This window comes from Haladaptatus pallidirubidus, from assembly GCF_020700235.1.
Lineage (GTDB): Archaea > Halobacteriota > Halobacteria > Halobacteriales > Haladaptataceae > Haladaptatus > Haladaptatus pallidirubidus.
The window spans coordinates 3406111-3430806 of sequence record NZ_CP085301.1 but is presented as its reverse complement, the minus strand read 5'-3'; the positions used below and the strand labels follow the sequence as shown (position 1 = coordinate 3430806).

The following is a 24696-nucleotide window of genomic DNA, read 5'->3' as shown; positions in this document are numbered from 1 at the left end:
CGGTTGCCCTCCAATGGGGGAGTAAATGTCAATTAAATCCACGCTTCTGGGAAGTGAAGGCGGAACAGTACCAGACCGGAGAAGCGGTGAGGCCAGTGTCGAGAAGCGATTGGCGTCAACAATACTCGGCGGAACGCTCGTAGTGGTCGGACTCAAACGACGGTCTGTCGGTGGGGCGGTTGCGACGCTTGGCGGCGGATGGTTACTGTATCGCGCTCTCGACGGGCGGAACGGATTCGGACGGATGCGCGAGCTGGTCGGCGCGGGCGAAAATTACGGAGGTGCCGAAATTCCCGTCGAGTTGACGGCAGTAGAGCGATCCATTACCGTCGGAAAACCCGCCGAGGAACTATACGGGTTCTGGCGCGAGCCGGAGACGCTCGCCCGCGTCATGGCCCACTTCGCCGATGTGAGCTCATCCGGCCCCGAGCGTCAGCACTGGGAGGTTCGGAGTCCGGTCGGAGCGCTCGTATCGTGGGACGCCGAAATCGTGGAAGAACGGGAAGGAGAGTTTCTACGCTGGGAGTCGGTCGAGGGGGCCGATATTCAAAACGAGGGATCAGTGCGGTTCCACGAAGCGCCGGGCGACCGAGGGACGGTGGTAACGCTTTCCGTCCGTTTTGACCCGCCGGGTGGCGCGCTCGGTGACGCGGCAGTACGGTATCTGCGCGTCGTCCCGAACGCGCTCGCGATGAAATCGCTCCGACGGTTCAAGAGCCTCGCCGAGACGGGCGAAATTCCGACGCTTGAAGGTAATCCGTCCGCCCGCGGAACGGGGGATTTGGTATGAGGGCACTCTGCTGGGAGGGCGTCAACGACCTGCGCGTGGAGACGGTTCCCGACCCGGAAATCGTCAATCCGAGGGATGTCGTTCTGCGGGTCACGATGTCCACGACGTGCGGTTCCGACCTGCACTTCATCGACGGCTACCTCCCAACGATGCGCGAGGGGGACGTCATCGGGCACGAGTTCATGGGCGAAGTGGCCGCAGTCGGTCGGAAGGTGGACTCCGTCGAAGTGGGCGACCGGGTGGTCGTCCCCTCGTTCGTCGGGTGCGGGAGCTGTCACTACTGCCAAACCGACCAGTGGTCGCTCTGCGATAATTCGAATCCGAACGCGGAACTACAAGAGCCGGTGCTCGGCTATCCGACCGCAGGAATCTACGGCTACACTCACGCCTTCGGCGGTTATGCGGGCGCACACGCTGAGTACGTTCGGGTTCCCTACGCGGACAGCGACTGTTTCGCCGTTCCGGACGAGCTCAGCGACGAGCAGGCCCTGTTCGCGTCCGACGCGTGGCCGACCGGCTACATGGGTGCCGACTTCTGCGACATCGAACCGGGCGACACCGTCGCCGTCTGGGGATGCGGCGGCGTCGGACTGATGGCACAGCAGAGCGCCTTTCTCATGGGTGCCGAGCGCGTCATCGGTATCGACCGCTTCCCGGAGCGATTGAAAATGGCCGAGCGGGAAGCGGGGTCGGAGACCATCGATTACACCGAGGTCGAGAGCGTCGTGGAAGTGCTGAAGGCGAAGACCGGCGGCCGCGGCCCCGACGCGTGTATCGACGCCGTCGGAATGGAAGCGCACGGTACCGGACTCACTCACGCCTACGATCGCGTGAAACAGTCGATGAAGCTCCACACCGACCGCGGCGCGGCGCTTCGACAAGCCATCCGAGCGTGCCGGAAGGGCGGCACGTTATCGATTCTCGGCGTCTACGGCGTGATGGACAAGTTTCCGCTCGGCATCGTAATGAACAAGGGGCTGACCGTGCGCACCGCTCAACAGCACGGACAACGGTACGTCCCGCAGTTACTGGAACACGTAGCGGAGGGGGAAATGGATCCTTCGTATCTGGCGACGCACGAATTTTCGCTGGAGGAGTCACCGCGTGGTTACGAGATGTTCAAGGAGAAAGAGGACGACTGCGTTCGGGCGGTGTTCACGCCCTAGATACTCCGGACAGGGGTTACCGACGTTCCCGTGAGCTCTCGTCCGCGAAGCCGTCTCTGTCGGATTCGAACGCCGTTCGCAAAAAGCGGTGCACAGCCGTTTCGGGGCTGTCACCGACAAGAAACAACTACCGAGTCGCCGCGAGTTAGCAGTCCTCTTCCGACTCCTCCTCGGACGAACCGTCGCTCGACTCGTCGGAATCGTCATCCGAATCGTCCGGTTCCCCTTCGGTCGGCGGGGTCGTTTCGTCCTCGCCGCCGGTTTCGTTTTCGTCACCGTCTTCTTCGTCTTCGGACGAGTCGTCACTGCGGGCGACAACCGACCCTTCCGGCGAAAGCTAAGCGACAACGTCGGTATCGTCGTTATTCAACACGTCGCCGTCGTAATCCAATTTCACATCCGCTTCGGGAACCTCCTTCGCACCGGTCGCGACGATGAGCGACTGACCGCCGCCGATGACCGTGCCCTCCGGCAGGGTGCGACGCTGGTCGGTTCCGTCGTTGTCGTATTCGAACTCGACGACGTAGCCCGATACGTCCACATCCTCCATTTCCGTGTTTTCGAAGGTGACAAACTCCGCTTCGGGTTCGACCTTCGCGATTTCGATCGGAACGGATTCCTCGCCGAACACTTGCGTGGAACCCACACCGACCGCAGTTAGCGCTGCAATCGTACCCAAAACCTTCCGTCGTGTTGTTGAATGTGCAATTCGACTATAACATTCAATCAATAAATAATACGTTTAAATCGTACTGTTATGTCCGTTAACATATTATGACATCGCAAATACTGTCTCAAAAATTGGACTAGTGTGTTAATTTATGCATTTCTACGGGAACAGTAGCTCGCTTACATTCCAGCGTATCGACTACTCGCCGGGAAACCACCGTCTGACAGCCATCTAATGACTCGCGAGTTCCCGCCTGACGACCGTGGTAGCGAACGATTATGTGTTCAGTTATCATCCACCAAGATATGGCCTGTCCGTATCTCGAATACTTCGACGGTACCGACAACCCCGATAGGATGCGGTTCGACGAACCGCGCGCCTTCTGTACCGTCATCGAGGAGTTCGTCCAACCGATGCGGGCGGACATCTGCAACGACCGGTACGAACTGCATCACGAACGTCACTGCGAAATCTACCGCGGGCACGTCGAGGAAGCGGAGCACGCCGCGGAGGAAAACGAATGAGCTACGGGAACTATCTCGAGGGCGACCCACTCATCGTCACGGCGGCGATAACGGGCGGCGTCCACGGCAAGGAAGCAAACCCGAACGTTCCGGAGACACCAGAAGAAATCGGGCGCGCCGCCGGTGCTGTGGAGGAGGCGGGTGCCGCGGTCGTGCATCTCCACGCTCGGAAACCGAACGGCGAACGGTCCTTTTCGACCGACCGATTTCAGGCGATAGACGACGCGGTCAGGGAACACACCGACGACATCGTCATCCAGCACTCGACGGGCGGAACGGCAGCACCGGACGAAGACAGACACTCGCCCCTGCGAACCGACCCGCCGCCGGAGATGGCCTCGTTGGACATGGGACCGCTGAACCGGTACGATCACCTCACGAGCGAGAACACGCGAGCGTTGGTCGATAGCCTCTACGATGAGATGGCGGATTTGGAAATCAAACCGGAACTAGAGGTATTCAACGACGGCCACCGAAACGAGGCGTTCGGACTACTGGAGCGTCGCGACCTCTCCGACCCGGTGTACACCACGCTCATCTTCGGGCCGGGGACGCTCACGCGTCCGACCCCCCGGAATTTCCTGAACGCGATCGAGGATTTGCCCGGCGGCACGCTGTTTAACACGCTCGGGTTCGGCAGGCACCAACTTCCGTTTTCCGCGATGGGAATCGTGTTCGGCGGCCACGTCCGAGTCGGGTTGGAAGACAACGTCTACTATCGACGGGGCGAACGCGCGGAAAGCAACGCACAACTGGTCCGGCGAGTCGTGCGCCTCTCGAGCGAACTCGAACGCGAGGTCGCATCCCCGTCGCAGGCGCGCGAAATTCTGGGATTGTAATCCCGTCTCCCACTGGAACCGCGAAATTCAAACCGCTCGCCTGCGATTTCCGAGTCGAATGCTCCCCCTGTTTCACGACTTCGCGGACGAAACTGTCCTCGTCTTCGGCGGGGGCCGCGTCGGATGTCGGAAAGCCCGGTTTTTCGCGCAAGAGGCGGACGTCATCGTCGTGGGCGCGGCGTTCGTGGACGAACTTCGCGTCGCCGCACAGATTAAAGCGCATCTTTCGCCGGACGACCTTCCGGGATGGTTCGACCGAGCGTCCCCCGCGCTCGTCGTCGCCGCGACCGACGACGGCGCGCTCAACGAGACCATCGAGAAAGAGGCCGAGAAACGGAATATCCTCGTTAATCGCGCCGATAGACACGGAAATCGCGGGGTCGGGAGCGTCGTCGTTCCGGCAACGGTGCGAGACGGGGAGGTTGTTGCGGCGGTCGGAACCGGCGGACGAAGCCCCGCTTTGAGCAAATATCTTCGCCAGCGAATCGAACCGCTGCTTTCCCGCGCGGACGCGATGGCCGAACTGACCGCGGAGGTTCGGCAGGAGTTGAAAAACGAAGGCGTTCCGGCGAACGTTCGCCGGAATGCGATTCGCGCGGTCGTCGAATCCGAATCGGTGTGGGACGCCATCGAGCACGAACAAAGTGAGCGCGACTCGTGCGGTGATTTCGTTGGAATCACCGCACGAGCAAAAGCGGAGAGAATCGTCGCCGACGTCCTCAATCGAGACTAACGGTTCCGTCGCCGTGCGGGTTCGGCGCGATTTCGTCGCCGGTTTTCCGGTCGATGACGTGAATGACTCCGGCGTCCTTTTTTGCCGGGCAGACCTCCGCGGCGCGGACGTTTTCGTCGAGTTCATCCTCGCCGACGAAGTACGTTTTCGGCGCTCCCAATCCGGTCGAAAAATCCATCTCCCAGTTGTCCGCCACCTCGGCGCATTTTCCAGCGCCGAAACAGCGCCCGCCCTCGAAGACGATCTTGTATGGCTTCTCCGCAACCGGCGGCGCATTCGTCACGATACCCTCCGCAATTCCGAAAGGGATTCGAGCGCCTCCCCGTCCGCAATCGTCCTCCTCGCCGTCTCCAGACCGTCATCGAGCGACTCCGCGCCGCCCCCGGCGTAGATTCTGAACGCCGCGTTGAGCGCGACCGCGTCGGCGAAGCGGTCGTCGCGCTCGCCCGAAAGCACGGATTCGGTGATTCGCGCGGAGTCCTCGGCGACGGATTCGACTTCGAGGTCGTCGCGCTCGAACGACATGCCGTAGTTCGCGGTTTCGATTTCGTAGTCGGTTAACTCGCCCTCTTCTCCCGTCGCCTCGTTCCACTCGGCGACTTTCGTGTATCCCGGTCGAACGTCGTCGTAGCCTTCCAACCCCTGGAACAGGATGGCGCGTTCGACTGTCGAGGTTCGACTCTCCCGGAGCGTGTCGATGATTCGTTTCGCGAAGGAAAGGTGGTAGAAACTGCCGAGGTGAACCCGCGCGTCGGCGGGGTTCGCTAACGTCTCCACGGTGTTAATGAACGTCCGGACGCCGACCGCGGAGCGACGGTCGAGGAGCGCATAGACGTCGGGGTTGAACCGCGATTGGTCGTAGAATCCGAAGCCGACCGAATCGACCATCTTCGCGCTTTCCTCGGGTTCGAGGTCGGTTTCGACGCCGAGTTCCGACAGGACGTGTCGATACGCACATCCCTCGGACATCGGAACTCGGTCGCCGCTGTGGACGACGACGGGTATCCCCGAGGCGGCCGAAACTAACCCCGCCGCCACGCCGAGCAGTGCCGTTTCGCGCTTGCCGTCGTAGTTCGCCCCGCAGTCAACCGGAGTCGCGTCGGGGGAAGCGACCGCCTCCGACGACGCGACTTCGACCGAATTCTCCCGCATGGCGTCGAGGAATCCGGCCAATTCCTCGGGCGTGTTGCGTTTCCAGCGGTTCGCAAGCCAAAACCCGCCGAGTGCGGTCGGGTCGGCGTCGCCGGAGAGGATTCGTTCGAAGGCGGAGTACGCCTGCTCGTAGCTCATGTCCTCGGCGGATTTCGGGCCGGAGCCGACCTGCGACATCAAATCTCGCAACTCCTTCTGCGCCATTACTCGACACCTCTGTCGGAGACGGCCGTCTCGGGCGCGGGGGCGAATCCCACCGACGGCGCGCCTTGGAGGTACTCGACGACCCTGTCACGAACGTTCACCACATCGCCGACGACGGTTACCGCGGGTGGTTCGATACCGACTTCGTCCCGACGCTCCACGATGGTTCCGAGCGTTCCGGTGACGGTGAACTCCTCGTCGCGGGTCGCCCGTTCGACCATCGCGACCGGGGTATCTTCCGGAACCCCGCCAGCCCGAAGCGCGGCCACGTTGTCCGGAAGTCTGCCGACCCCCATCAGGATGACGAGCGTTCCGCCCGCCCGTACGGTGGCGGAAAGCGCGTTCCAGTCGAGCGCGCTCTCCGGTTTCGTCGGGTCTTCGTGGCCTGTCAGGACGGTGACGCAGGACGCGTGGTCGCGGTGCGTGACCGGAATGCCCGCGACTCCCGGCCCCGCGACGGCGCTCGTGATGCCGGGGACGATTTCGAAGTCGATTCCGGCGGCAGCGAGGTGCTCCGCCTCCTCGCCGCCGCGGCCGAACACCGTCGGGTCGCCCCCTTTCAGTCGAACCACATCCTTCCCTTCGCGCGCCTTCCGAACCATCAGGTGATGAATCTCTTCCTGCGTGGTTCGCTCGCCGTCGGGGCCGGGTCGCTTTCCGACCGAAACGATTTCGGCGGCGTCCGAACAGGAGTCCACGATTCGGTCGTCGGCCAACCGATCGTGGAGAACCGCGTCCGCCGCGTCGAGTAGTTTGCGTGCCTTTACCGTCAGCAGTTCCGGGTCGCCCGGTCCTGCACCGACCAGATAAACTGTTCCTGTGTGCATCGTATCATCGCTCCTCTGCGAACCGCTTCGCGCGGCGATAGCGCGCCCGGTAACGGTTCGCGGGGTCGCTCACGTCGCCGTCGCGGACGGACGACTCCGCGGTACCGTCCACGAACGCCGGTCGCTCGTCCGCGTCGCGCTCCGATTGCTCGAATCTCGGTTCGTCTTCGTCCCCGAATTCGTTTTCCCGATCCCCCCGTTCGGTCGCCAGAAATTCCCGCACCGCGGCGACGAACAACGAACACGGCTCCCGACACGGAAACTCGCCGTCGCCGCGCGGAACGTCGATTTCCTCGCTTTCGCTCGCATCCCACTCCCGGCGTTTGAGACATTGCGAGTCGGAACAGCAGGCCGCGACCGCGTTTTCCAGCGCGTCCTCGTCTATATTCCCGATTTCCGCGTACATCCCCGTTTGGCGGTCTGCCGTTTCCACGAAATGAGTCACGTCGAGAGCGTCTTCGCGTTCCCGGTTCCAGTTGGTCACCGCCGCGGGATACACCCAATCCACGACCCGATACAGTTCGTCCGGATTCTCCGTTTCGAACGACCACCCGGTCGGCAGATTCGGGGCTGTTCGTAGCGGGCGGTAGTCGCCACCGTCGGTGAACCGCGACAGGTCGCGTACCGCGGTCGGGTCGCGGTAGGTTTCGAGAGCCGAGCTGTCTTCGTCGCGGTCTTCGACGTGGCGAACCTCGTATTCGCGTTCCGCAGCATCGATCAAACGGACGGTGATCGAGAGTTCACCCCACGTTTTTTCGATTCCGCTCTTCGTGTCCGGTTCGTTGTCGCGTTCCGAAACTGGGTGGTTCGTGCCTTCCAGCCACCGCAAAAATGTACGGCGGTGGTCGAACGTCGAATGCTCCGATTTTTGAACGTTCCCCGTTTCGACTCCGGTTTCCGATGCTTCTATTTCGGCCCCCGCATCCCCCGCGCGTTCGAGAACAACGTCCGCGATCAGCGGCTCCGTTCCGACCGCTCCGGCGTACCAGACGGTTTTGCCGTCCACTTCGGCGGGAACGTAGTAGCCAGCGTGTGCGTCGTCGGTCAACCCGATGTCCTCCGGAATGTCTTCCTGCGTGTGGTAGCCGTCCGCGATGAACAGCGGAACGACGACGAGTTCGTCGCTCTCGAAACGGTCGGTGAGGTCGTCGATTCGCGGTGCTTCGTCCATGAACAGCGCTCGAACCTCGTCAAACCGCCCCTGCTTTCGGAGGCGGTCTGCGTGGGTTTGCGTCGAGATGGCGCTGTTTTCGTTGCGCTCGGTGCCGTGTCCGACGACCGCGAGTCCGACGCCGGAACCGATTTCGGGCTTTCCGGTCACGCGCTCGGCACGCCGGGCGATGACCGCCGTCATCGCCTCGTGCGTGCCGACGGGGTCGGTGTACCGCACCGATTTGTCCACGTCGAGGTTCCAATCGTCCGCGATTCGGAGTTCGCGCGGAATCACCTGTTCGGTGAAATACCCCTCGCTGGTGAACAGCGGGACGACGTACACTTCGTCCTGTTCGACGGTTCGGAGCACTTCGCGGGGCGACGGCGCTTCCTTCCAAAACGCCTCGTGGACGGCGTCGAAAACGCCCCGCGAGCGGATTTCGTCGGCGTGGTCGTACAGCGGTCGGGCGGATTTCGGGTCGAGATGCGACCCGTGCCCGACCAGTACGAGTGCAGAGCTCCTCATTCTTCGACCGTTTCCTCCTCTTCGTCCGCGTCTCGACGCTCCGAGAGGTGTTCCCAGATTTCGGTACAGCCGCTCCCGTCCGGAACGTCCTCCAGATGGTCGGTTTCTTGTCTATCGCTCACGTCGCGCCACCTCCCGATTCGCCGGTTCCGCGACTGCGTCGCGGAGGAACCAACGTTCGTCGCTGTCGTTTCTTCTCATCACCCCTCGGTTTACGGTACGACTCCTAAACGGTGCGTCTTGGCGTAATACCAGCCGATGCTCCCACGTTACGGTAACATTCGAGGGTATCTCTGACATCCGCGAGCTGGCTGTTTTCGGATTTTATGTCGATACGGAACCGAAATCGGCAGTTCAGCCCGCTGTGACGCGTCATCCGACGCGGCGTGGATTGCGACTGCCGACGCGTTCAGGTCGCGGGCAGCCCGATATTGCGATATGGTTATCGCGGTTCGCACGCTGGACGAGGGCGCGTGGGTGAACGTGAACAACACCCGAATCGTCGGCGTGAGCAACGTCTGGAAGCTCGCTCGCCACGACATCTGCGACTGCGGGGTCGCCTTTTTCGTCGTCGAAGTGTTCACCGACGTGGGGGTCGATGGGCGCCGGGTCGAAGCCCGCGCCGGGGGACAGTGTATCGGCTGTGGCGAACGCGGGACGACGGGCTGGCTCCAAGTTGGAAAGATGGGTGAAAGCCGTTTCCGCTCCGTCGCAGTCGAGGGCGTCCACTCCCCGAAATAATCCATCTACCGTCACATCCATCCGTCGTCCAGTTCTCGCGTCGCACGTCGCCGCGATTCTTGCCGGTATTCCCGACCCCCGGCGGACATTGACGCGGAGCGCGGGGGTTTACGGGTGGATTCTGTACGATGTCCCATGCCGACAGACGTGGAGAAATGGAAGGACGAGGTGTACGGCGAGGAGATACGGGAACACATGCTCCGATTCGCCGAGGAGGGCTGGGACGCCATTCCGGACGACGAGCACGACGCGTGGTTCGAGCGGTTCAAATGGTGGGGGCTGTACCACCAGCGCGACGGCCAAGAGAGCTACTTCATGATGCGAATCGGGCCGCCGAGCGGCGTCCTCGAACCCGGACAACTGCGAGTTATCGGCGAAATCGCGCGCGATTTCGCCGTCGGTCCGGCCGAAAATCCGGAATTCGGAAACGGCTACGCCGACGTGACGACGCGACAGGCGGTACAACTCCACTGGATAAACATCGAGGACGTGCCGAAAATCTGGGAACGATTGGAGGACGCGGGACTCTCGACCAAGCAGGCCTGTGGCGACTCGTGGCGCAACATCGTCGGCTGTCCGGTCGCGGGCAAGGACGAACGCGAATTCGTGGATGCCCTCCCCGTCGTCAAGGATTTGAACGAGAACTTCAAAGGCAATCCCGAATACGCGAATCTTCCCCGGAAGTGGAAGGTATCCGTCACCGGCTGCCGGGAAGGCTGCGGACAGGGCGACATCAACGACATCGGCATCGAACCTGCCGAGAAGGAGATCGACGGCGAAACGGTTCGTGGATTCAATGTCCGCGTCGGCGGCGGACTCGCCGGGCGCGAAGCGCGCTTCGCGCGAGATATCGACGTGTTCGCCGAACCGGACGAAGTCGTTCCGGTCTTGGGCGGTCTCTCCGGACTGTTCCGCGACTACGGCAACCGCGAGAATCGCCGTCGCGCCCGCATCAAGTTCCTCGTGGACGAGTGGGGTCCGGAGAAGATTCGAAAGGTGTTACAGGAGGAGTACGTCGATTTCTACCTCAAAACGGCGGGCGACGACCTCCGCGAGGAGTATTCGTACAACGCCGGAGTTCCGGACGACCACGGGCACGCGGATCACGTCGGCGTCCACGAACAACCCGACGGAAACTACTACGTCGGCCTGAACGTCCTCGTCGGACGCGTCGGCGCGGAGGACATGATCGAGATGGCCGACATCGCCACGAAATACGGTTCCGGCGAGGCCCGACTCACCCAACGGCAGAACATCATCCTGACGGACGTGCCCGAAGACCGCCTCGACGCGATGCTGGACGAACCGCTGTTCGACCGCTACAGTCCCGACCCGCACCCCTTCCAGCGCGGGTCCATCGCCTGTACCGGAACCGAATTCTGCTCACTCTCTATCGTGGAGACGAAGAACCGGCAAGTGCGACTTTCGCGCTGGCTTCGGGACAACGTCGAACTGCCGGAGGACGTGGAGAACTTCCACATCCACCTGTCGGGTTGTACCGCTTCCTGCGCACAACCACAAATCGCCGACATCAGCCTGCGCGGGATGAAAACCCGCAAAGACGGCGAGGCGGTCGAAGCCCTCGACATCGGCGTTGGCGGCGGTCTCGGCAAAGACCCGAGCTTCGCGACGTGGATTCGAGAGCGAATCGCCGCCGATGAGGTTCCCGGCGCGATTCGGAACCTGATACGCGGCTTCGCGGAGGAACGCGAAGACGGCGAAACGTTCCGCGAGTTCGTTCAAGCCCGCCACGAAGACCGGTTGGAAACGCTCGCCAAGCCGGAGGAGACCTCCTACGACGACCCATACATGCACAACACGAAGAAGACGTGGTACCCGTACGCCGAGGACGACGCAATGGACGCCAGTCCGGCCCCGAACAGCCCGGACGACGCGATTTCAGGAGACGACTGAGATGCCAGACCGCATCCTGTCGGTGAACGCCTACACCACGTTCGACCTCGTAGACGCCGTCGCGGAAGGTCACGGCTGGACGGAGGAAGCCGTGGGCGTTTTGAACGTCAAAACGCCACGCGGAGAGGATGCACCCGACGAGGTACTGCTCCAACTCGAACTGGACAACACGGGGTTGGAGCATCTGCCCGCCCACGCCGACACGGTTACGTTGTCGCCGGAACAGGCGCGGGAGTTGGCTGGAGAGTTGGAGCGATATGCGGAGTCGGTGGAGTAAGCGGTCAGCACGACGTCGTCTCGCTCCTGAATACTTGCTCCGTGAATCTCCATAGACACCACGTAACATGCCGTTTAACTGCTCTATAACTTTAGGTTCGGGTGTTCTTTCTCCTCTCGGGGATGATTCATTATGCCCCAACCACAAAACGGCGATAGAGACCGTAACGACAGCAGTCAACGAACCACACAGAAAGAAACTGCTGGACAGGGCGGTGCGAAACGGCAATCACAAGCGCAGAACGCGCGTCGCAAGAACGAGAAGTCGTCGAACTGGCTCGCGAAGACCGGCTTGATGTCGGGACTCGCGGTCATCGGCTTCGTGTTGTTGTTGTTCGCACTCGGCCAGGCCGTCGGTTTCGACCTGCTGGGGCTGTTCGCGGAGGCGGTCAGTTCCCAGACGGGACGCTGGCTCGTCGTCGCTCTCTTCGCCCTGCTCCTCATCGGAGTAGCTGAGCGGGGGCTTCGCGGCACTCTTGGCCGCGTCTAACGTTCCCCGGCTCGATTTTGTTGAAAGTGAACGTCTGGCACGCGGTTTTTTCAGTCCGTTCGAATCGTCGCACAGCCGCAGGTGATGACCGGGTCGAGTAGTTCACCGACAGGCATCGCCTCCCCACAGTCTGTGCAGACGACATGTGGCTTCGAACGTCGCTGTCGTTCGTGGTAGTATTTGACCACTCGTGTGCCGATTACTGCGACGGCACCTGCTCCAACCGCACCCATCAAAATCGTGTCAATTGCGTTTTCGCGTGCCATGGTGAGGCAAGGATAGGCCAGTACCTTAAAGCTACTGCTGGATTCATTCGTAATATATCTTTCGGCCACGTCGCATCCTACCGAGGGACAAGCGGTTCATATAAAAATAAGTTCGTCGTAGAACGGTTCGTATGATATCTCTCACTGGGTCAGTTGTCGGGTTCGTCGTGAGCCTGCTTATCGGCGCGCTCGGCATCTACATCGGTGCGCGAGTCGTGACGGGAACCGACGACTACGGATACGCGCTCATCACGGCCATCGTCGGGTCGATAGTCGGTGTCATCGTCGCATTCCTCCTCGGGTGGCTGTTCGGCTGGATAGTCGTCCTCGTCGCGTGGATTTGGGTCATCAATTTCCGCTACCCCGGCGGATGGGGCAACGCGATTGGAATCGCACTTATCGGCTGGCTTTCGGTCGTCGCCATCACCTACGCGCTGGCCATCATGAACGTGTTGACGTTCGAAGCGCTCGGCATTCCGGGCATCTAATTGCCCAACTCTTCTCCGAGCAAATCCACCGCATTCCGAACAGCACCGACTGAGGACAGATACCCCGCGCCGACCGTCGTTTTGAGTGCTTTCGCTGGCTTGCCGGTGACGACTGTTGGCCCAACCTGTGCGACCGCACCGTCCCCCACGGAAACCAGCCATCCGGGCGAATTGAAGCTGAACTGTTCGAGTCGCGTGTCGAACACGTCACCGTCTCCATCACTTTTGTCCTCCACCAGTCGCGCGATATTTGCTGCGACGACTCTGGCCTCTCGAATCGCGGATTGGGCACTCGCCGGAACCGCTTCGCCGTCTGCATCCACGACCCTTCCAGCGTCGCCGACGACGAAGGTTCCGTCGCCGAGTCGGAGCGTGCTATCGACTTGCGGGCGGTCACCGCCGAGGGCATCCGGGCCGCGAATGCCCCCCGTCCAGATGAACTGGTCGTAGGGGAGCACGGTTCCGTCGGCCAGCATGATTTCCTCGTCGTCAGCGCGTTTGACTGCTGTTCCGGTTTGTATCTCGACATCACGCTTTTCGAGTTCTTTCTCCACCGCTTGCTGGAAATTGCTCGGGAAGGAAGGAGCGACGGTGGCGAACTGCTCCAACAGGACGATTTCCGTGTTCATCTCTTCCTCGCGGGCGAGCGCGGCAAGTTCGCCCGCGACCTGCACGCCCGACAGTCCCGCCCCGCCAACCACGACGCGGCCGCCTTCGTTGGTGAAGAACTCCTCCCGAATCGTTTCTGCTTGATGTAATCGCTTCAGGGGAGTTGCGTGCTCTTCGACGCCCGGCAGGTCGTAGAAGGCGGTTTCCGCACCGAGACAAACTCCGGCGTAATCGTATTCGAGTTCCCCATCCTCGAACACAACTACGTTTTCCTCCGGGTCGATGGATTCGACTCTCGTCTCCCGAATTTCGCAGTCGAGAACGTCTTCTAAGGGAATCGAGATGTCGTCCGCCAGTGACGGCCTGCGGATGACGCGGTGGAGTTCGTGTTGCACCAGATGCTTCCCAGTCTGCTCGACGACGACGAAGTTCGCGTCGTCCGGAAGGGAGCGTTCGAGTTTTCTGGCGAGGGTAAGACCAGCATAGCCAGCACCGAGGACAGCAATCTGCATGGGAGTAGATTGGAACAGGAGGGCTAAAGGCGTACTCCCCGCTAGAACAGGGGTTCGCGTTTGTCCTCAGAACAGAGCGTCGCTTTCGGGGAGGATTTCGGCAGGGCCGCCGACCTTCCAGCGCATGGTTTCGACGCCGCAGTCGGCAATGACTTCCTCGACGTACTCCTCGTGTTCCGCCGTCGTGTTGACGTAGACGCTCGCGCCCGTGTCGGTGGAGAAGTAGACCGGAACGTCCTCTTTTTCGCGCAGTCGCCGCACCTCGTTGAAGATTTTGATGGTTTCGGGCTTCCAGTACACCCACCCCGCCGGGCCGGTCATGGTCGTCGCGGCGAGCGAAAGCGAATCGTGTTCCGCCGTCTCGAAGACGCGGTCGAAATCACCCTCCCGCAAGGCATCCCGCATCTCCACGAGTTGGTCGTGGATGTGCGCGAGTCGGGCCTCGAACATGTGACTGTCAGCGGCTTCGCGGTGGGCTTCTTCGGTTTCCTTGTACGCCGGAACCAGTCCAGCGACGATTCGAACGTCGTCTTCGAGCGGCGATTCGAGTCGCTCAGAACGGCAGTCGTAGTCGTTCAGCCCCATGTGGAGGTCGGAGAAGCCACCCGTCACGGCGCGCGCCGCGGAGGACGACCCGAGGCGAGCGATGGTCGAGATGTCGGGGCGCGAGAGGTCGAGTCCGGCAGCCTCCGCGCTGGCCATCGCAGCGGCGGCGAACCCGGACGAAGACGACCCGAGGCCGACGTTGGACGGGAAACTGTTCTCGCTTTCGAGGCGAACGCAGCTGTCGATGTCCGCAAGTTCACGCACGCGGGAGACTACTGTCCTGACGCGGTCTGCCTTCCGCCCCGTCAGTTCGTCGCCGTCAACGACGAAGATGTCGGAATCGAGCGAGTTGTCGAACTCGACGGTCGTCTTCGTGTAGCTCGGGGCGGTACAGACGCTGATGCTGTCGTGGTAGGGGTAACGCTCTTCTTCGTCGCGCATTCCGTGGTACTTGACGAGTCCCTGTATCGGGTGGGCCTTCGCGGTCGCTTTCATACGTCGATGGCTGTGTGACGGGCGTTTAAACTCTCTGGAATACGGTAAGGGGGAGAGCGAAGAAGAAATGTGGAGTTTGAGCGTGTATTTGTGAAAACCGCGTTCGAACGAACTGGAGCCACTGCGACCGCAGAAATCACGGCTACAAAGGACGCCCTCGCTCAGTCGGTCACTCGTGGCTTCGCCACTCCTTCCCTCCTTCACTCGCCCGTTGCCACCAGACTCGCAGGCGAGCCGGGGGAAATCGGGGATTTCCTCGGGTGAGCAAACGCTTCGCGTTTGCAAGTCACGGAAAACCGATGGTTTTCAGGTGCCGCGAAAGACGAAGTCTTTCGCAGGCGTGGCATAGAGTCGTGATTTGTAAACGACCCGTCTCCACCGTTAGTTGTTTTCTCACTCTCGTAAACCCCGAAACTCGACAAACTCCACAGTTGTACCTTCGTCGCTTTTCTCGCAAACATCGAACGACTGAAAGCCCGTCCCACTAACCACATCGCATGGGCGTCCAACTCGACACGCGAGAGGAACAACTGGAGGAAATTCTCGACAGACTGTACGACGAATATCCGGACGCAACCATCTCGCTCAACTTCTCGACGCGCCACGAACTGCTCATCGCGGTGATGCTCTCGGCCCAATGTACCGACGAGCGCGTGAACAAGGAGACGGAACACCTGTTCGAAAAGTACCAGTCGGTGTCGGATTTCGCCGAGGCCGACGTGGACGAACTGGCCGAGGATTTGAACTCAATCACCTACTACAACAACAAGGCGAAGTGGATAAACAGCGCGTGCCAGACCATCATCGAGGAACACGACGGCGAGGTGCCGGACACGATGAGCGAACTCACCGACCTAACAGGCGTCGGGCGCAAAACAGCCAACGTGGTGCTTCAGCACGGCCACGACGTGGTCGAGGGAATCGTGGTCGATACGCACGTTCAACGTCTTTCACGTCGATTGGGATTGACGGAGGAGAAGACACCGCAGAAAATCGAAACCGACCTGATGACGTTCGTGGACGAAGAGGACTGGCAGTGGCTGACCCACCTATTTATCAGCCACGGACGGGCGACCTGTAAGGCCCGAAACCCTGACTGTGGTGACTGCGTGCTGGAGGACATCTGTCCCTCCTCAAAGGTCGATAATGAGATTGACCTCGCCAGCGGCGAGGCGTGGGGATAAGGAGAAACGAGCGGCCACAGCGCGTCAGAAGTAATCAGTGTGCAGGATGAGAAATCGGGCCATACCGAGTACCCACGTCAACTGCCAGAAGACGATGTAGCCCGCGACACCGGCGCGAAGCCGCCACCGCCACGAATCCATGTTTTCGTGGAGTTCGCTGATGTCCATGCCGGGATTCGGCGTGCCGTACAAATCGTGGGCGCGTTTGACCTGAAAGATTCTGACGATGCCCGTGAGCGCGAGAATCAGCATTGCGTAGGCTTGCAGTCCGAGGAAGGCGTGAACCGCCGCGAGGCCGCCGAACTGGCGTTCGAATCGCGGAATCATCCACACCACTGCGGGAACCGTCGTCAGCAGGAGGCCGGTGACGATGAATTTCAGATGATGCGTGAGAACGTCCCACGTCACCGTTTCGGCTTCGATGATTATCCACGCGCCGTAGAGGTAGAACGGAAAACTCGCCGTCACGACTAGCGCGACCACCGATGCAATCGCCGCGTCGCTTACCATAGTCGGTGGTTAGACTGGGGCGCGTTAAACCGTCCGAAACGTCGGGCAGGACAGAAGATGTTTAGCTATCCAAGCATAACGTCCGAACAATGGCTGACTCCGACAGTGGGACGCAGGGCGCAGGGGAAGACGCGCCGGAGGAATCCCGCGAGGAACTTCGCCGCGAGGTCGATGAAAAGTACGACTTCGAGGATTTCGGCCCGGAAGATATGGCGGAGATGTCACTCGAAGAGTGGGAGGCCGCGTTCGACCCGGACACGTGGATTACGGGCAGGGAACTGCTCGACCGGGTGGAAGCCGACCTGAAACATCGCGTCGCAATCCGGGAGGTGTTCGCCGTCATCGAGCGAACCTCCCACGAGGGTGAACCCCTGCTGGTCGCCTATTCGGACGAAGGCTACGCCGTGGTCTATCCCGATGGAAGCGTCGAAGGGCGCGGAACCGTCCTCCGCGACGTGAAACCGACGGTTGCGCTGGCGTCGATGGAGGAGTACGACGTGCCGGAGATGCCGGAAGGCGACCAGCTCCCCAACCCCGACGAGGTACCAGAAGGGAGCGGCGAACTCGGCAACAAGTTGATGCAGGTGATTGCGGCCATCCACGTCGTTGCTGGATTCGGGATGATGATTGCGTGGTTCCTCGTTTACTTCGAAATTGTTAGCGTTTCGGAAAATATCCAAGACGGCGCACCCCTGTTGGCCCTCGTCGGCGGTGGCTTCTTCGTCTTCGGATTTTTCGTCCTGCTCATCGTGGCGAACGCCCGACTTTCCGACAGATTCCGGTCGGAAGAGTACCGAAATCGCTTGCGCTCCGCTGGCGTTGATTCCGACTATCGACCCGACTTTCTCCGGGAAGACGAAGACGAACGAGACGACTGAACCGGCGGGAGCAGTTCCCACACTGTCGATGTTGGCACTCCCGCGGCATCGGTGGGTTTAAGCAAGTCCCATCCTGACCAACACATGTATGAAGAGGCGGGACTTTCTACTGGCGGCCAGCGGCGTTGCTGGCGGAACTGCCGCGGCGGCGGCACCCGCTGGTGCGCAGCAGACGACGACGTCCGGAGGTGGCAACCAGTCCGGCGGCAACGGGACTGGCGGCACTCAGACGACGACGTCAGGCGGTGGCAACCAGTCAAATGGAAACCAGTCTAGCGGGAATCAATCAGAAGGAGGCGGCGGCGGTGGCGGCGGTTCGGAGACGGTTACCGTCGGACCGGGCGGCGAGCTCGTTTTCGAACCAGCCGAGCTCCAGATTTCGCCGGGCACCACCGTCGAGTGGGTCTGGGAATCCGACACCCACAACGTGATTCCCACCAGCCAACCCGACGGGGCCGGCTGGGAAGGAAGCGGCAGCGAGAGCGAAACCTTCGACACGGGCCACACCTACAGTCACACCTTCGACACCGAAGGCTCCTACGAGTACGTGTGCATCCCCCACGAATCAGCTGGCATGACCGGCACTATCACGGTCGGTAGTAGTGGTGGCGGCGGCGGCGGTGGCTCTGCGGAAGCCGACCCGGAACACATGGGCGTGCCGTTTCAGGCGCACTACGTTGGAATTGCGACGATTCTGATGATGGTTATGTCGCTCATCTTTACGTTCTTCTTCCTGAAGTACGGCGAATCTCCACACACTAGCGGAGGGAACAGATAGATGTCCTCGTCAGGAAGCACATACGGCGACATACACCGATACGAACCGGCGCGAGAAAGTACGACTGCCGCCATCGCAATCGTCCTGTTGACGATTATCGAAGTGGTGTTCGTCGGCTTGTTCACCTACGGTCTCCTCAACGGATGGGGTCTGACCGAACTCGGTAACATGTACCTCGGTGGCGTTCTCGCAGTCATCTTCGTTGACCTCGCGTTCATCCTCATGCTGTATCGCAAGGAGTTCCTCCCCGACGTAATGATCGTCAAAAAGCGTCGTCGCAAGTGGGAAGACCTCTACGTGCGTGAGGAAGAGCAGTACGGAACCGAGTCGTTCGGAGACGCATGGGAACAGTTCAAACGAGCAGTGTACCCCTACTACAAACGATAAACTATGGCAGGAGACGACAAATATCCAGAGAGCACAGGTCGCCGCCGATTCGTCAAAGGCGTCGTCGGAAGCGCGACGCTCGCCAGTGTTGGAACCGCGGGAGCCGCCTCGCTCAAGACGACGACGGCCCCATCCGGTGAAGGCGGTGGTATCACGCAATTCATGGGGATGGAAAACACCGCAGGCCCCGCTCCACGTGGTATGCCCCAGATTCCCATCAAAATCGACGATGAGGGATACGTCAAGGGCTTCTTCCCGGAAGCATCGACGAGGACGGAGCAGGGTCGAGAAGTGACGGTCGCAGAGGCGGAAGTCGGCGGCATGACCTACTCGGCGAACTGGTTCCAGTACTGCGGCGTCCAGACCTACAAGGGTATCAAGCCCGACGCCGACATGGACAACTACTTCCGATACAAGGAAGGGGCGAAGTACGATTGGCAATCGAGCGAGGTCGAAGCCGGAAACAAAGTTCACGTCGATGATTTCAGCGATTACGAGACGTGGGGCAACAACGTCGGGAAAGCCGGTCTCGGGAAGCCAGCGACGGTGACGTGGCGTTCGCAGGACGTTGAAGCGAGCCAGACGATGACCGTCCAGTTGATTCGAAGCACGAAGGTAGAGAAGATGGCGAACGAAAACGAATGGCTCAAAGCGAGCACCAAACAGGGTTTCATCGCCAATCTGAACAAATGTACACATTTCTGTTGTGTGCCGATGTTCAAGGGCGACCCCGGAAGCGCGAAGTTCGGTGCCGCGGATCTGATTTACTGTCCGTGCCACCAGTCGGTGTACGACCCCTTCAGCATCGTCAAGGAATCGTTCGTGGCACTGCCACGGCCGGAGGATGACTAAATGAGTATCGAACGCAAAGACGAACACGACCACGGTGAGTGGCTCCGCGAGAAGGAACTCACTCCCATCGAGACGACGTTCCTCACGACGCTCATCTGGATGGACAAACGGTTCCGCATCGTGGACTACCTCGAAATACTGGAGACGTTGTACTACCGCGTCAACCTCCAGATGCCGAAAAGCCACACCGAGCAGTACGGACTCGACAACAAATTCTGGTACTGGTATCCGCTGTACGCACTGGGTAGTTTCTCGACTATCGCATACGTAGTGGCCGCAGTTAGCGGTGCGCTACTCGGGTTCTACTACTCGCCATCGACGGCGGGCGACCCCACGGCCGCGTACAACCAGTTAGCGTACATCATGACCGACCTCAACTTCGGATTCATGCTCCGGAGTATCCACCGCTGGTCTGCACAGGTGATGGTGGCGGCGGTGTTCCTTCACATGCTCCGTGTCTACTTCACGGGCGCGTACAAGGAACCGCGCGAGGTCAACTGGATTCTCGGCATCATCCTTATCAGTTTGACGATGGTGTTCGGATACACGGGCTACCTACTCCCGTGGGACCAGTTGGCGTTCTGGGCGGGACAGATCGGCGTCGAAATGAGCTTGTCCGTGCCGCTCATTGGCGAATGGGTCGCACAGCTCCTGTTCGGCGGCTTCAGCCTGAGTCAGGCGACACTGCAACGGATGTACATCCTGCACGTGTTCTTGCTCCCGTTCGTCGTGACGACGCTCATCGCGGTACACATCGGCATCGTCTGGATGCAGGGCATCGCAGAACCACACTGATACAATGACCGACGAAAACGAACCCGAACCCCGAACCGACGGAAGCGGTACCGGCATCGTCTCGCCGGACGACGAGACTCCCTCGTGGCTTGAGCGGAAACAGCGCACGCAGGGACTCTCCCGGCTGACATACGAATACTTCGAGCGCTCGCGCAGAGAAGACGAAGACCTGCGACAGGAATCGAGCTACGTCGAACGTGACGTGCTCGCGTTCCCGACGTGGCCCCACGAAATGATTCGTAACCTCTCCATTACGAGTTTTTTCGTCGGGATGATTCTGTTCCTCGCCGCTGCGCTCCCACCTCACCTTGGCCCACCGGCCGACCCGAGTTCGACGCCAGCGATTATCTTGCCCGACTGGTATCTGTACTGGTCGTTCGGCCTGCTGAAGTTAGGGCCACTGAACCCCGAACTCGCCATCCTCGGCGGCGACAAGCTGATGGCAGACCGAACCTACGGTGTCGTGGCGAACGGCGTCGTCGTCGGCATCATCGCCATCGTGCCGTTCCTCAACAAGGGGAGCGCCCGACGACCAGTCGAACAACCGTTCTGGGCCGCGGTTGGTATGTTCGGCGTCGTCTTCTCCCTCACCATCAGCACGCTCGCCATCAAGAACCTGATGCCCATCGACTCGCACCTGCTCTTCGACCTGACGTTCCTCCTGCCCATCGCAGCAGGAACCATCACCTACGCGGTGCTGAAGTCGATGCGGGAAGGATACATGTTCAGCCTCAACCGCCGGTACTACCGCCTGCGGCCGCCGAAATAACCCGACTTTCTTTATGTCTTCACGCGACGACGAATCAGAGACTAGCTACTCGGCTTTCGAGGACGAGAGCGACGGGAATGATGCGCCGAATACGAATGAAAGTTCGACCGGTATCGCGTCCCGCGACGTCGTCGTTCCGTTACAACTGTACAAAATCGTCACCGTCTTCTCGACGATGTTCGCAGTCTTCACCGTCGTCGGTGGGTTCATCGCACTGGATTTTGCAACCAACCGTGCGAGCGCGCCGATTTCGGAGGTTAACTACTCTCTTGCGATTTTCGGACTCCTCCTTATTGTAGCAGGGACGGTCGTGTACGCCTTCTCCACTCGCTTCCGCGCTGAGGGAATGGGAAAGTCTAAAGACGACTCCGACGAACCGTCAAACAATGGCTGACGAATTCATAAAGGGACTCAGTATTGCCACCTGTGCGGGTTTCGCTTGGATGGTTCTCTCGGGCTGGTACACGACACCCGGGTTCGAAGATACGCAACTCATTGGTGAGGTTCCGACTGGTCTCGATATGTACGGTAGCCTCGCTATAATACTCCGCGAAGCGTTCTTTTGGTTCGCTATCCTCGGCATGCTGTTCTTCTGGGTTATCATCCCAGGCATTCGCCAACTTCGACTGGCGCGACAGTAGTTGCGGCGTCGAATCGAAAACGAGCCACCAGCAAAAAGCATCTACCTCTTCTTTCGTCTTCTAGTACGCACGTAGCTGTTAGCTCGGAGAAATCAGCCCAAACTCGCTTATAAACTCAGTCTGTCCGCTCGCCTGCGGCATCAATTCGCGTTCCGGGCGTTTCTCCATCGAGAAACGAAGACACGTCGTCCGGGCTGAAAATCGACGCCGAGGCACCGAGTTCGAGAAGCGAGCGAACTTTTCCGGCCATGCCGCCGGTTACGTCAGTCGATTCGCTCTCGCCGAGTACGTCCGCGACAGCTTCGTAGGCCGTGATTTCGGGAATAACGTCGTCGTTCTCGTCCAACACTCCCGGAACCGTCGAGCAGAACCCAACGCGGTCGGCGTCGAGGTGGCGCGCCACCGAAACGACGAGTTCGTCGCCGCTGACGACGGTGACGCCTTCGCCCTCGTGGGCGACCACGTCGCCGTGGAGGACGGGGACGAATCCTTCTTCGAGCATCGTTTCGATTTGCGACGTCGGGAGGGTGAGAGACGCAGTTGCGTCTCTCACCGCGGCGGAGAACGGATGGACGGGAACGGCCGGAATCCCTCGGTCGTGAAGCCGCGATAGGACGAAGTTGTTCAGGGTTTTCATCGCGCCGTGGATGTCCGTAACGGCGTCGATGTCGCTACTCCCGGTCGTTTTCGATACGCCGTGTTCGCTCGCGTGGTGGTGGCCGAAACTGCCGCCGCCGTGAACCAACACGAGGTCGTCCACGGTCGCGTCGCCGATTGCATCGCTGACTTTCCCGAGCGTCTCGCCGTCGAGCGTGTCGGCGCGGTCTTTGTCCGTGATGACGCTTCCGCCGAGTTTGAGGACGGTGAGGCTCATTCTTCGCGCACCCCCTCGGTGTCCAGTTCGGCGCGGAACGCATCTTCACATCCGGGCGTAAATCGGAGCGCCGTCTCGGTTTCGTCGGTCGGGTCGAGGGCGACGATACAGCCGCCGCCGCCCGCACCGGTTAGTTTCGCCCCGAGCGCACCCGCGTCGCGGGCCGCCCAGACCATGTTGTCGAGCGAGCGCGAGGAAACGCCGAGCGCCTCCAGCAGGCCGTGGTTGAAGTTCATCAGCCTTCCGAGCTCCTCAGTGTCGCCCTCGGCTAGCGCGCGCTCTCCCTGTCGGACGATGTCGCCGATACTTTGCACCGTGTCGCCCGCAAACTCGTACTCCTCGCGCAGCGCGCGAACGCCAGCCACGAGTTTGCCCGTGTCGCCAGCACCGCCGTCGAAGCCGACGACAATGGGCAATTCCGGCGATTTCACGGCTCGACAGTCGTCTCCTTCCACGCGAACCGCGCCACCAGTTGCGGAGCAGAACGTGTCCGCACGCGAAGCCTCGCCGTCCTGTACCGTGAGTTCCGCGCGGTACGCTCTGTCTGCGATTTCGTCGCTCGAAAGCGACACGCCGACTTCGCGCGTTGCGGCGTCGATTGCGGCAACGGTCACCGCCGCGGAGGAGCCGAGCCCGGCACCCAGCGGAATGTCGCTTTCGACGGTGATGTCGAAACCAGCGTCCGGCCTGTCGGTCGCATCGCGGGCCTGCTCGATTGCGGCGTCGATGTAGCCGATTCCCGCTTGAACGAGCGATTCGGAGACGTTCACGTCGGGTGTTTCGTCGGTGCTACCGCTGTATTCGACGGTGAATCCGTCGATGCTGAGATCCGAAAGATGAACGCGAAGACGGTCGTCATCGCGCGATTCGACTGCCACCGTCGCCCGACGCTCGATGGCGCAAGGAACGGCGGGTTCGCCATACACTACGGCGTGTTCCCCGAACAGATACACCTTCCCCGGGGCACTCGAAACGGTCATGTCGTACTCTCGGTGAGCGGGGGGTATCACTTTTTTCGAATGGATTGCGTCGCTGGCGTAGATGCGCGCGCGACTCCCGAGAAATTCCGCCGAAAACGGCCGACTGAGTCCAAATGGTTCGCTGACGACGGTAGATTCACGTGGGAGACCGAGTCAACGCATATATCGTAGGTGGCGACCACTGTCATCATATGACTGCGACAGTCGTCGAAGTCGAAATCCCTCCCGACGAGTTTGCATTGAGTCAGTCGCTAGCCGCGCTCGAAGATTTAAGCTTCGAAATCGAGCGCGTCGTCGCTCACGACGACGACGAAGTCATGCCGTTCGTCTGGATTAGCAGCGAGAAAAGTAGCCGCGAAGACATCGAAACGGCGCTCGCCGAAGATCCGTCCGTCAAGGACATCGAGTTGCTCGCCAATTTAGAGGACGAGTGGCTTTACCAGATGGGCTGGGTGGACCAGATAGGCGCCCTCATCCAAATCCTCGTCAAAGAAGACGGGACGATTCTCGCGGCGATGGGCAACCACAGCTGCTGGAATCTCCGCATCGTTTTTCCCGAACGGGAGGCGCTCTCGCGCACCTACGACTACTGTGAAAACCACGGGCTGACGCTCGACGTTCTCAACATTTATCGATTGGACGAGGGACGAAGGGGTCGATTTGGGCTCACAGAAGACCAACAGGACACGCTCACGCTCGCCTACGACCACGGCTACTATCAGGTTCCTCGCAAAGCGACAGCCGACGACCTCGCCGAGGAACTCGGAATCTCACATCAAGCAATTTCCGAGCGCTTGCGCCGCGGCCACGGCAGTCTCGTGGAAAACGCGCTCATCCTCGGTGAAGGTGCTGGTTCCTCGAAGTAGCTGACCGACGGAACGTCCAGTGACGCAATCAGTTCGTTGACCGCGACCCTCTCGATTCGCGTCGCGGAGGAGTCGGTTTTTGACGGCGGTCACTTCGAGACAAAATATCGACCCGAGAACGCACGAAACGAATGGCATCGTTCGCGGCACGTAATCGGATGGCCAGTTTTACTGAAGTGTGCTATCGCCCGTCGATTCGACTCTTCGCGCCCGTTCGTCGCCGTGTCGGCGACCCATTCGCACGCTTGACAGTCTAAAATCC

Annotated in this window: 33 protein-coding genes and 1 pseudogene; 22 read left to right on the top strand and 12 right to left on the bottom strand. The window is 60.6% G+C overall.

Annotated elements, in window-relative coordinates:
- Nucleotides 1-25 precede the first annotated feature (25 nt).
- The 6 genes from LIX15_RS18535 (at nt 26) to LIX15_RS18510 (ending at nt 4722) form a co-directional block, all read left to right on the top strand.
- Nucleotides 26-790 carry an SRPBCC family protein gene (locus LIX15_RS18535; protein ID WP_227774923.1) on the top strand — a complete coding sequence of 255 codons (765 nt, stop codon included), beginning with the start codon at nt 26-28 and terminating at the stop codon, nt 788-790.
- The gene (locus LIX15_RS18530) at nt 787-1956 is read left to right on the top strand and encodes a zinc-dependent alcohol dehydrogenase (protein WP_227774922.1); all 1170 of its coding nucleotides are present in this window, start codon (nt 787-789) and stop codon (nt 1954-1956) included. Before LIX15_RS18535 ends, LIX15_RS18530 begins: the two co-directional genes overlap by 4 nt.
- Nucleotides 1957-2044: 88 nt before the next feature.
- Nucleotides 2045-2617, top strand: a complete 573-nt coding sequence (locus LIX15_RS18525) for a hypothetical protein (protein ID WP_227774921.1) — start codon at nt 2045-2047, stop codon at nt 2615-2617.
- A 314-nt stretch (nt 2618-2931) separates the two neighbouring features.
- On the top strand, nt 2932-3150 hold the full coding sequence (locus LIX15_RS18520) for a hypothetical protein (protein WP_227774919.1): 219 nt from the start codon (nt 2932-2934) through the stop codon (nt 3148-3150).
- Nucleotides 3147-3989 (top strand): beta-keto acid cleavage family enzyme, encoded by an 843-nt coding sequence (locus tag LIX15_RS18515; RefSeq protein WP_227774917.1) that lies wholly within the window; start codon nt 3147-3149, stop codon nt 3987-3989. Before LIX15_RS18520 ends, LIX15_RS18515 begins: the two co-directional genes overlap by 4 nt.
- A gap of 58 nt (nt 3990-4047) precedes the next feature.
- Entirely contained in the window at nt 4048-4722 is a 675-nt protein-coding gene (locus LIX15_RS18510; protein WP_227774916.1) for a precorrin-2 dehydrogenase/sirohydrochlorin ferrochelatase family protein, read from the top strand.
- Here the strand turns inward: LIX15_RS18510 and LIX15_RS18505 are convergent.
- From LIX15_RS18505 to LIX15_RS32855, 6 genes and pseudogenes are all read right to left on the bottom strand, one after another.
- On the bottom strand, nt 4709-5032 hold the full coding sequence (locus LIX15_RS18505) for a ferredoxin (protein ID WP_390184531.1): 324 nt from the start codon (nt 5030-5032) through the stop codon (nt 4709-4711). The two genes, LIX15_RS18510 and LIX15_RS18505, sit on opposite strands and share 14 nt — an antisense overlap.
- Nucleotides 5002-6078, bottom strand: coding sequence for an anthranilate phosphoribosyltransferase (locus LIX15_RS18500; RefSeq protein WP_227774912.1), 1077 nt, complete (start codon nt 6076-6078; stop codon nt 5002-5004). Before LIX15_RS18500 ends, LIX15_RS18505 begins: the two co-directional genes overlap by 31 nt.
- Nucleotides 6078-6905 carry a uroporphyrinogen-III C-methyltransferase gene (cobA, locus tag LIX15_RS18495; protein WP_227774910.1) on the bottom strand — a complete coding sequence of 276 codons (828 nt, stop codon included), beginning with the start codon at nt 6903-6905 and terminating at the stop codon, nt 6078-6080. Before cobA ends, LIX15_RS18500 begins: the two co-directional genes overlap by 1 nt.
- A 4-nt stretch (nt 6906-6909) precedes the next feature.
- Nucleotides 6910-7734 (bottom strand): DR2241 family protein, encoded by an 825-nt coding sequence (locus LIX15_RS33285; protein WP_345410652.1) that lies wholly within the window; start codon nt 7732-7734, stop codon nt 6910-6912.
- 60 nt (nt 7735-7794) lie between these two features.
- Nucleotides 7795-8583 (bottom strand): annotated as a pseudogene (locus tag LIX15_RS33280) (CbiX/SirB N-terminal domain-containing protein); the annotation flags it as partial.
- A complete protein-coding gene (locus LIX15_RS32855; protein WP_265338381.1) occupies nt 8580-8705 on the bottom strand; it encodes a DUF8595 family protein in 126 nt (41 codons plus the stop codon). The pseudogene LIX15_RS33280 and the gene LIX15_RS32855, both read right to left, overlap by 4 nt.
- 316 nt (nt 8706-9021) lie before the next feature.
- On the opposite strand from LIX15_RS32855, the gene LIX15_RS18485 reads away from it, so the two are divergent.
- The 4 genes from LIX15_RS18485 to LIX15_RS18470 all read left to right on the top strand — a co-directional run bounded on the left by LIX15_RS18485 (nt 9022) and on the right by LIX15_RS18470 (nt 12004).
- Entirely contained in the window at nt 9022-9324 is a 303-nt protein-coding gene (locus tag LIX15_RS18485) for a DUF8134 family protein (RefSeq protein WP_227774906.1), read from the top strand.
- A 135-nt stretch (nt 9325-9459) separates the two neighbouring features.
- Nucleotides 9460-11238 carry a nitrite/sulfite reductase gene (locus LIX15_RS18480; protein ID WP_227774905.1) on the top strand — a complete coding sequence of 593 codons (1779 nt, stop codon included), beginning with the start codon at nt 9460-9462 and terminating at the stop codon, nt 11236-11238.
- 1 nt (nt 11239) lies between these two features.
- Nucleotides 11240-11515: a DUF6360 family protein gene (locus LIX15_RS18475; RefSeq protein ID WP_227774903.1), complete on the top strand. Its 276-nt coding sequence runs from the start codon at nt 11240-11242 to the stop codon at nt 11513-11515.
- Between the two features lie 132 nt (nt 11516-11647).
- Nucleotides 11648-12004, top strand: a complete 357-nt coding sequence (locus LIX15_RS18470) for a hypothetical protein (RefSeq protein WP_227774901.1) — start codon at nt 11648-11650, stop codon at nt 12002-12004.
- A 50-nt stretch (nt 12005-12054) separates the two neighbouring features.
- Here LIX15_RS18470 and LIX15_RS18465 read toward each other — a convergent pair whose 3' ends face one another.
- A complete protein-coding gene (locus LIX15_RS18465) occupies nt 12055-12270 on the bottom strand; it encodes a hypothetical protein (RefSeq protein ID WP_227774899.1) in 216 nt (71 codons plus the stop codon).
- Nucleotides 12271-12401: 131 nt separating this feature from the next.
- Here LIX15_RS18465 and LIX15_RS18460 point away from each other — a divergent pair, with 131 nt between their 5' ends.
- Nucleotides 12402-12758, top strand: coding sequence for a hypothetical protein (locus LIX15_RS18460; protein ID WP_227774897.1), 357 nt, complete (start codon nt 12402-12404; stop codon nt 12756-12758).
- Here the strand turns inward: LIX15_RS18460 and LIX15_RS18455 are convergent.
- Nucleotides 12755-13879, bottom strand: coding sequence for an NAD(P)/FAD-dependent oxidoreductase (locus tag LIX15_RS18455; RefSeq protein WP_227774895.1), 1125 nt, complete (start codon nt 13877-13879; stop codon nt 12755-12757). The genes LIX15_RS18460 and LIX15_RS18455 overlap by 4 nt on opposite strands.
- A 66-nt stretch (nt 13880-13945) precedes the next feature.
- The gene (gene mvaD / locus LIX15_RS18450; RefSeq protein WP_227774893.1) at nt 13946-14920 is read right to left on the bottom strand and encodes a phosphomevalonate decarboxylase MvaD; all 975 of its coding nucleotides are present in this window, start codon (nt 14918-14920) and stop codon (nt 13946-13948) included.
- Nucleotides 14921-14989: 69 nt separating this feature from the next.
- Between mvaD and LIX15_RS18445 the strand changes: the two genes are divergently transcribed.
- Entirely contained in the window at nt 14990-15184 is a 195-nt protein-coding gene (locus LIX15_RS18445) for a hypothetical protein (protein WP_227774892.1), read from the top strand.
- A gap of 233 nt (nt 15185-15417) precedes the next feature.
- Complete coding sequence (gene nth, locus LIX15_RS18440; protein ID WP_227774891.1) at nt 15418-16104, top strand: endonuclease III; 687 nt, start codon at nt 15418-15420, stop codon at nt 16102-16104.
- Between the two features lie 24 nt (nt 16105-16128).
- On the opposite strand, the gene LIX15_RS18435 is transcribed toward nth, so the two are convergent.
- On the bottom strand, nt 16129-16614 hold the full coding sequence (locus LIX15_RS18435) for a DUF7321 family protein (RefSeq protein ID WP_227774890.1): 486 nt from the start codon (nt 16612-16614) through the stop codon (nt 16129-16131).
- 89 nt (nt 16615-16703) lie between these two features.
- Between LIX15_RS18435 and LIX15_RS18430 the strand changes: the two genes are divergently transcribed.
- The 8 genes from LIX15_RS18430 to LIX15_RS18395 all read left to right on the top strand — a co-directional run bounded on the left by LIX15_RS18430 (nt 16704) and on the right by LIX15_RS18395 (nt 21714).
- Complete coding sequence (locus LIX15_RS18430) at nt 16704-17492, top strand: DUF7319 domain-containing protein (RefSeq protein ID WP_227774888.1); 789 nt, start codon at nt 16704-16706, stop codon at nt 17490-17492.
- Between the two features lie 88 nt (nt 17493-17580).
- Nucleotides 17581-18270, top strand: a complete 690-nt coding sequence (locus LIX15_RS18425) for a plastocyanin/azurin family copper-binding protein (protein WP_227774886.1) — start codon at nt 17581-17583, stop codon at nt 18268-18270.
- On the top strand, nt 18271-18657 hold the full coding sequence (locus tag LIX15_RS18420) for a DUF7318 family protein (protein ID WP_049970933.1): 387 nt from the start codon (nt 18271-18273) through the stop codon (nt 18655-18657).
- 3 nt (nt 18658-18660) lie between these two features.
- Nucleotides 18661-19509, top strand: a complete 849-nt coding sequence (locus tag LIX15_RS18415; RefSeq protein WP_227774884.1) for a Rieske (2Fe-2S) protein — start codon at nt 18661-18663, stop codon at nt 19507-19509.
- A complete protein-coding gene (locus LIX15_RS18410; protein WP_227774883.1) occupies nt 19510-20304 on the top strand; it encodes a cytochrome b in 795 nt (264 codons plus the stop codon).
- A 4-nt stretch (nt 20305-20308) separates the two neighbouring features.
- Entirely contained in the window at nt 20309-21073 is a 765-nt protein-coding gene (locus LIX15_RS18405) for a cytochrome b family protein (protein ID WP_049970936.1), read from the top strand.
- Nucleotides 21074-21086: 13 nt separating this feature from the next.
- On the top strand, nt 21087-21467 hold the full coding sequence (locus LIX15_RS18400) for a DUF7315 family membrane protein (RefSeq protein WP_227774881.1): 381 nt from the start codon (nt 21087-21089) through the stop codon (nt 21465-21467).
- A complete protein-coding gene (locus LIX15_RS18395) occupies nt 21460-21714 on the top strand; it encodes a DUF7314 family protein (RefSeq protein WP_049970937.1) in 255 nt (84 codons plus the stop codon). Before LIX15_RS18400 ends, LIX15_RS18395 begins: the two co-directional genes overlap by 8 nt.
- 115 nt (nt 21715-21829) lie before the next feature.
- Here LIX15_RS18395 and LIX15_RS18390 read toward each other — a convergent pair whose 3' ends face one another.
- Nucleotides 21830-22588, bottom strand: coding sequence for an isopentenyl phosphate kinase (locus LIX15_RS18390; protein ID WP_227774879.1), 759 nt, complete (start codon nt 22586-22588; stop codon nt 21830-21832).
- Complete coding sequence (mvk, locus tag LIX15_RS18385) at nt 22585-23568, bottom strand: mevalonate kinase (RefSeq protein ID WP_227774877.1); 984 nt, start codon at nt 23566-23568, stop codon at nt 22585-22587. The genes LIX15_RS18390 and mvk overlap by 4 nt, the downstream gene beginning before the upstream one ends.
- Nucleotides 23569-23759: 191 nt before the next feature.
- Between mvk and LIX15_RS18380 the strand changes: the two genes are divergently transcribed.
- Nucleotides 23760-24434, top strand: coding sequence for a helix-turn-helix domain-containing protein (locus LIX15_RS18380; RefSeq protein WP_227774876.1), 675 nt, complete (start codon nt 23760-23762; stop codon nt 24432-24434).
- The last annotated feature ends 262 nt before the right edge of the window (nt 24435-24696 follow it).

Bases quoted from the DNA above. Each gene is read 5' to 3' on its own strand.
- LIX15_RS18420 (WP_049970933.1), top strand. From the start codon at position 18,271: ATGTCCTCGTCAGGAAGCACATACGGCGACATACACCGATACGAACCG.
- LIX15_RS18500 (WP_227774912.1), bottom strand. From the start codon at position 6,078: ATGGCGCAGAAGGAGTTGCGAGATTTGATGTCGCAGGTCGGCTCCGGC.
- cobA (WP_227774910.1), bottom strand. From the start codon at position 6,905: ATGCACACAGGAACAGTTTATCTGGTCGGTGCAGGACCGGGCGACCCG.
- nth (WP_227774891.1), top strand. From the start codon at position 15,418: ATGGGCGTCCAACTCGACACGCGAGAGGAACAACTGGAGGAAATTCTC.
- LIX15_RS18485 (WP_227774906.1), top strand. From the start codon at position 9,022: ATGGTTATCGCGGTTCGCACGCTGGACGAGGGCGCGTGGGTGAACGTG.
- LIX15_RS18415 (WP_227774884.1), top strand. From the start codon at position 18,661: ATGGCAGGAGACGACAAATATCCAGAGAGCACAGGTCGCCGCCGATTC.
- mvk (WP_227774877.1), bottom strand. From the start codon at position 23,568: ATGACCGTTTCGAGTGCCCCGGGGAAGGTGTATCTGTTCGGGGAACAC.
- LIX15_RS18535 (WP_227774923.1), top strand. From the start codon at position 26: ATGTCAATTAAATCCACGCTTCTGGGAAGTGAAGGCGGAACAGTACCA.
- LIX15_RS18510 (WP_227774916.1), top strand. From the start codon at position 4,048: ATGCTCCCCCTGTTTCACGACTTCGCGGACGAAACTGTCCTCGTCTTC.
- mvaD (WP_227774893.1), bottom strand. From the start codon at position 14,920: ATGAAAGCGACCGCGAAGGCCCACCCGATACAGGGACTCGTCAAGTAC.
- LIX15_RS18530 (WP_227774922.1), top strand. From the start codon at position 787: ATGAGGGCACTCTGCTGGGAGGGCGTCAACGACCTGCGCGTGGAGACG.
- LIX15_RS18395 (WP_049970937.1), top strand. From the start codon at position 21,460: ATGGCTGACGAATTCATAAAGGGACTCAGTATTGCCACCTGTGCGGGT.
- LIX15_RS18465 (WP_227774899.1), bottom strand. From the start codon at position 12,270: ATGGCACGCGAAAACGCAATTGACACGATTTTGATGGGTGCGGTTGGA.
- LIX15_RS18410 (WP_227774883.1), top strand. From the start codon at position 19,510: ATGAGTATCGAACGCAAAGACGAACACGACCACGGTGAGTGGCTCCGC.
- LIX15_RS18480 (WP_227774905.1), top strand. From the start codon at position 9,460: ATGCCGACAGACGTGGAGAAATGGAAGGACGAGGTGTACGGCGAGGAG.
- LIX15_RS18405 (WP_049970936.1), top strand. From the start codon at position 20,309: ATGACCGACGAAAACGAACCCGAACCCCGAACCGACGGAAGCGGTACC.
- LIX15_RS18400 (WP_227774881.1), top strand. From the start codon at position 21,087: ATGTCTTCACGCGACGACGAATCAGAGACTAGCTACTCGGCTTTCGAG.
- LIX15_RS18515 (WP_227774917.1), top strand. From the start codon at position 3,147: ATGAGCTACGGGAACTATCTCGAGGGCGACCCACTCATCGTCACGGCG.
- LIX15_RS18430 (WP_227774888.1), top strand. From the start codon at position 16,704: ATGGCTGACTCCGACAGTGGGACGCAGGGCGCAGGGGAAGACGCGCCG.
- LIX15_RS18390 (WP_227774879.1), bottom strand. From the start codon at position 22,588: ATGAGCCTCACCGTCCTCAAACTCGGCGGAAGCGTCATCACGGACAAA.
- LIX15_RS18470 (WP_227774901.1), top strand. From the start codon at position 11,648: ATGCCCCAACCACAAAACGGCGATAGAGACCGTAACGACAGCAGTCAA.
- LIX15_RS18380 (WP_227774876.1), top strand. From the start codon at position 23,760: ATGACTGCGACAGTCGTCGAAGTCGAAATCCCTCCCGACGAGTTTGCA.
- LIX15_RS18520 (WP_227774919.1), top strand. From the start codon at position 2,932: ATGGCCTGTCCGTATCTCGAATACTTCGACGGTACCGACAACCCCGAT.
- LIX15_RS18455 (WP_227774895.1), bottom strand. From the start codon at position 13,879: ATGCAGATTGCTGTCCTCGGTGCTGGCTATGCTGGTCTTACCCTCGCC.
- LIX15_RS18460 (WP_227774897.1), top strand. From the start codon at position 12,402: ATGATATCTCTCACTGGGTCAGTTGTCGGGTTCGTCGTGAGCCTGCTT.
- LIX15_RS18435 (WP_227774890.1), bottom strand. From the start codon at position 16,614: ATGGTAAGCGACGCGGCGATTGCATCGGTGGTCGCGCTAGTCGTGACG.
- LIX15_RS18425 (WP_227774886.1), top strand. From the start codon at position 17,581: ATGAAGAGGCGGGACTTTCTACTGGCGGCCAGCGGCGTTGCTGGCGGA.
- LIX15_RS18475 (WP_227774903.1), top strand. From the start codon at position 11,240: ATGCCAGACCGCATCCTGTCGGTGAACGCCTACACCACGTTCGACCTC.